Origin of the sequence: Thermosulfurimonas sp., assembly GCF_015491435.1 — a bacterium.
In the GTDB taxonomy this organism is placed as follows: domain Bacteria; phylum Desulfobacterota; class Thermodesulfobacteria; order Thermodesulfobacteriales; family Thermodesulfobacteriaceae; genus Thermosulfurimonas_A.
In genome coordinates this window covers 1-4,251 of the sequence record NZ_WFVX01000029.1, presented here as the reverse complement: position 1 = coordinate 4,251, position 4,251 = coordinate 1, and the positions used below count along the sequence as shown (strand labels likewise).

The 4,251-nt window shown below is 62.2% G+C and carries 5 protein-coding genes and 1 pseudogene; 3 read left to right on the top strand and 3 right to left on the bottom strand.

What is annotated here, in order from left to right:
* The 3 genes and pseudogenes from F8J34_RS01105 to F8J34_RS01095 form a co-directional block, all read left to right on the top strand.
* A pseudogene (locus tag F8J34_RS01105) lies at positions 1 to 1,008 on the top strand (hypothetical protein); the annotation flags it as partial.
* A complete protein-coding gene (locus tag F8J34_RS01100) occupies positions 1,005 to 1,796 on the top strand; it encodes a tetratricopeptide repeat protein (RefSeq protein WP_297055548.1) in 792 nt (263 codons plus the stop codon). The pseudogene F8J34_RS01105 and the gene F8J34_RS01100, both read left to right, overlap by 4 nt.
* Positions 1,793 to 2,791, top strand: a complete 999-nt coding sequence (locus F8J34_RS01095; protein ID WP_297055546.1) for an NAD(P)H-dependent glycerol-3-phosphate dehydrogenase — start codon at positions 1,793 to 1,795, stop codon at positions 2,789 to 2,791. Before F8J34_RS01100 ends, F8J34_RS01095 begins: the two co-directional genes overlap by 4 nt.
* Here the strand turns inward: F8J34_RS01095 and F8J34_RS01090 are convergent.
* From F8J34_RS01090 to F8J34_RS01080, 3 genes are all read right to left on the bottom strand, one after another.
* Positions 2,697 to 3,113, bottom strand: a complete 417-nt coding sequence (locus tag F8J34_RS01090) for a polymer-forming cytoskeletal protein (protein WP_297055542.1) — start codon at positions 3,111 to 3,113, stop codon at positions 2,697 to 2,699. The genes F8J34_RS01095 and F8J34_RS01090 overlap by 95 nt on opposite strands.
* On the bottom strand, positions 3,113 to 4,024 hold the full coding sequence (locus F8J34_RS01085; protein WP_297055539.1) for a M23 family metallopeptidase: 912 nt from the start codon (positions 4,022 to 4,024) through the stop codon (positions 3,113 to 3,115). Before F8J34_RS01085 ends, F8J34_RS01090 begins: the two co-directional genes overlap by 1 nt.
* Before the next feature lie 12 nt (positions 4,025 to 4,036).
* Positions 4,037 to 4,251 (bottom strand): AMMECR1 domain-containing protein (locus F8J34_RS01080; protein WP_297055536.1); only part of this gene is annotated, 215 nt, incomplete at its 5' end.

Here is a 4,251-nt window from a genome sequence, read left to right as displayed (position 1 = left end):
GGTCTGGCCGGTACCGGGGGGGGCGGTACCTCCTCCACCACCTCCGGCGGAGCCGGGAAAGCGGAGTTCGTCTCCCCCCTCAAGGGGCAGTACGAGATCAGCGGAGAGGTGAACCGGAAGAGCACGGATATGTACCGTCAGATCGAGACCTCGGTGCGGGCCCTGCTTTCCAGAGACGGCACCTTTACCTTCAACCGTCTTACCGGAAATCTCTTTGTTCGGGATCATCCCTCCAACGTGCGCCGGGTGGCGGAACTGGTGGAACGTCTCAAGAAACGCTACGGGCGTCAGGTCCTGATCGAGGCCAAGATCGTGGAGGTGGATCTCTCCCGGGGCCATGATCTGGGTATCGACTGGCTTACCCTGCGCGATACCCGTCTGCCCACGGTCTCTACCGCCACCCTGGATCTGCGCACCGGAATGCCCACGCTTACCTTCTCCTATCAGCACCGCCCATCCTTTGAGGGGGTGCTCAAGCTGCTCGAAAACTACGGCCGGGTGCATATTCTCTCCAATCCCCGCATAAGGGTCCTGAACGGACAGCCGGCCCTCATCAGTGTGGGACGTTCCGTGGGATACGTGCGGGAGATCAACCGGGAGGTGATCTCCTCGGAAAACATCTCCCAGACTCAGACCACCGTGGATACCAGCGCCATCTTCGACGGCTTGCTCCTGGGGGTAACCCCGCGGGTTACCGATTCCGGGCAGATTATTCTGCATATCGTGCCCATCAAGAGCGATCTGGTGGAACTCCGCAGGGAGGAGTTCGGCACCAATACCGTGGTGACCCTCCCCCAGGTGAACCTCCGGGAGATGAGCACCGTGATCCGGGTTACTCCGCACGATCTGGTCATCATAGGAGGGCTCATCCTGGATAAGAAGGATCACGAAACGCGTCGGGTGTGGGGGCTGGGGCGGCTTCCCGGCCTGGGGGCCCTCTTTACCCATTCCCGCCGCTCCCGGGAGAAGGTGGAGCTGGTGATTCTGCTCCGGGTTTCCCTGGTATGAGCAAACTCTACGAAATCCTGCGGCAGATCGAGAATCGGGGAAGGGAAGGTCCCCGCTTTCCCTCTTCCGGGGTGAAGCCCGGGGGAGGAGGGAGATGGATCCGGGTCGGACTGCTCCTGCTGGGGCTTTTTTCCGCTCTGGGAAGCTTCTGGGCCTTTCGACTCTGGTACGCTTCGACTCCCTCCTTCGGTCCGGTAAGACCTCCGATCCACAGATCTTTTAAGGTTGCGGGTGGTTCGTCCCCGGAGCATCCCCGGAAAAAGAAGCCTCCCTCGTCCCCGCGAAAGACGGCCTCCCTTCCGGAAAAACGGGTGGTCCTTCCGGTAAAAAAATCCCCTCCTTCCTCGGCGAAGTCGCGGGCGCCTTCCGGCGAGGCTTCTTCCGCCTCCCCGGTGAGGAAATCCGGGGAAAGGGTGCCTCTTTCCCCGGCGGAGGTCCTGCGGGGGTATCTGGTGCGGGCGGAGATTTTGCGTAAGCAAGGTCGCTGTGCCGAGGCCCTGGATTATTATCGCCGTTACCTGGCCCGTTTCCGGGACCCGGGGGTTCTCAACAACTACGGGGCCTGCCTGTGGCTTCTGGGGCGTCTTTCCGAGGCCCGGAAGGCCTTTCGGGAATCCCTGCGCCTCAGGGAGGATCCGCAGGTCCGGTTGAATCTGGTACTTTTATCCCTCAAGATGGGAGATAAACGGGAGGCCTGTGCGGCTTTTCGTCCCCTCAGGGGGAAGGGAGAGGTCCAGAGCCCGGGGCTTGAGGCCTACCTGCGGAGGGTGTGCGGAAGGAAGGAATGAGGATAGTTATAGTAGGGGCGGGAAGCTGGGGTACGGCCCTGGGAAAGATCTGGGCCGAGGCCGGACACCGGGTGATCCTCCTGGCCCGGCGCCGGGAGGTGGTGGAGAGCATCAACACCCATCGGGAAAACCCAGGGTATCTTCCCGGAATAAAGCTTCCCTCGGGTCTGGAGGCCACCCTCCGGCAGGAGGTGCTCCGCGAGGCGGAGCTTCTGGTATGGGCGGTGCCCTGTCAGGGGTTACGCGAGGCAGCCCGCAGGGCCACCGGGGTCCTCACCGTTCCGCCTCCTATGCTCTCGGTGATAAAGGGCCTGGAGGTGGAGACCTTCTGCACCCCTGTGGAGATACTGGAGCAGGTCTTCGGGAAGGGAGAATACATGGTCCTTTCCGGGCCCAGTTTCGCCCTGGAGGTAGCCCGGGGATTGCCCACGGCGGTGGTCCTGGCCGGGAAGACCCCCCGGCTTTCCTTCTGGCAGGAACGACTCTCCCGGCCGGTCTTCCGCATCTATCGCAGCGAGGATGTGCGCGGAGTGGAACTCTGCGGGGCCCTCAAGAATGTGATAGCCATCGCCTCGGGAATAAGCGACGGTCTGGAGCTGGGGCTGAACGCCCGGGCCGCCCTCATTACCCGCGGACTGGCCGAAATGATACGCCTGGGGCTGAAACTGGGGGCCCGGCCTCTCACCTTTTCCGGTCTGGCCGGACTGGGGGATCTGGTCCTGACCTGCACCGGCCCCCTCTCCCGTAATTACCGGGTAGGGAGGCGTCTGGCCGCAGGCGAACCCCTGGATCAGATCCTCCGGAATCTGGGCCAGGTGGCCGAAGGGGTGGAAACCGTCAAGGCGGTGCGCAGGCTGGCCCACGACCTCCGTCTGGAAATGCCCATCACCGAGGCGGTGTTCAGAGTACTCTACGCCGGGGTGCCGCCGGCTCGGGCTTTGCAGGAGCTTCTGGCGCGCCCTCTGAAGGAGGAATTTGCTCCCCTCCCGCTTTGACCCTCCCTTCCAGGAAGGCCCCTTCCTCCACCGCGAGTTTCTGGGTATAGACCTCTCCCTGCACCCGGGCGGTCTTTTTGAGATGGAGGACCCGGGCCGTGATCCTCCCCTCGATCCGGCCGAAACATATGATCTCCGAGGCCTCCACTCCGCCCCGGATGGTCCCGCTTTCGCCGATGATCAGGCGGTCTCCCTTCAGTTCCCCCTCAAACTCTCCCTCGAATTTGGCCTGGCCGGAAAAGACCAGATGTCCTTCCAGTTTGAGCCCCGGACCTATATAGGCGTTCATCTCTTCGGCCGGTGGAGTCTTTTTCCAGCGCATCAACGACCGGCCAGCCTTACCCGGATGAAACGGTAGGGATTGAGATACCGGCCGTAACGGCGCACCTCGTAGTGGAGATGAGGGCCGGTGCTGCGCCCGGTGTTCCCCAGGTATCCTATGACCTGGCCTCGTTTTACCCTCTGCCCGGCCCGGACGACGATCTTTTTCAGGTGTCCGTAGAGGGTGCTGTATCCATATCCGTGGCGGATCACCACCACCCTGCCGTAACCTCCGTGCCAGCCGGCATAGATCACCTTTCCATCGGCGGTGCTCCTTATAGGGGTCCCGGAATAGCCCACCAGATCCACCCCGGTGTGAAAAGCCGGTTTCCCGGTGAAAGGGTCGCGCCTTCGACCAAAGCCCGAGGAAAGGTAGCACCCCCGGCAGGGAGAACCTATGGGTACCCGGGAAAGGACCCGCAGATAGGCATCTACTGTGGAAAGAAGATCCTGATACTCGGCAGGGGAAAGGGAGACCCCTTTGAGAGGTAGATAGGGCCCGCCCTCGGCCGGAGAGGGAGCCCGATAGGGCCCGCCCCGGTAGGTCTTCTTGCGACGGGGGACGTAGCGTTTGAGCCCCAGGTTGGAGACCAGCTCTTCGATCACCCGGGAACGGGCACGAAGTTCCCCCACCGCGCCGGCCAGCAATTCCTGTTTCTCCTTTTCCAGAAGGGCCACCCGACGGCGAAGGCTCTGGTTCTCGCGCTGGAGATCCCGGAGATTCTGCTGTAACCGGACCAGGTGGCGGCGGGTCTTGACCAGCTGGCCGAAGGAGAACAGACCCCCGAGACTCAACACCAGGAGCAGAAGGAGAACCACCACCCCCAGTTTCAGGAAAGGCTTCGAGAGGCAAAACCTCCGGGTGGGCTGATCCTCGGAAACGACAATGAAATAGAGGTTCCGCTTGTCCATGGCGCTATACTATTAAAAGTTTTTCTCCGGGGCAAGGCCGAATTCGGCCTCGCTGAAGACCTCGGCGGTGAAGAGATAGATTTCGGTATCCGGGTCCTCCCAGCAACGGGGAGGAAGCCCGGCCTTAAGGCATACGTGATCCAGGAAGGTCTCCCGATCCCACCCGTACTCCACGGGGACCTGCGGAAGCAGAACCCCCCGAAAGGGCCCCTTGACTATATATACCC

Coding starts and splice junctions, on each gene's coding strand:
- F8J34_RS01100 (WP_297055548.1), top strand. CDS start 1,005: ATGAGCAAACTCTACGAAATCCTGCGGCAGATCGAGAATCGGGGAAGG.
- F8J34_RS01095 (WP_297055546.1), top strand. CDS start 1,793: ATGAGGATAGTTATAGTAGGGGCGGGAAGCTGGGGTACGGCCCTGGGA.
- F8J34_RS01090 (WP_297055542.1), bottom strand. CDS start 3,113: ATGCGCTGGAAAAAGACTCCACCGGCCGAAGAGATGAACGCCTATATA.
- F8J34_RS01085 (WP_297055539.1), bottom strand. CDS start 4,024: ATGGACAAGCGGAACCTCTATTTCATTGTCGTTTCCGAGGATCAGCCC.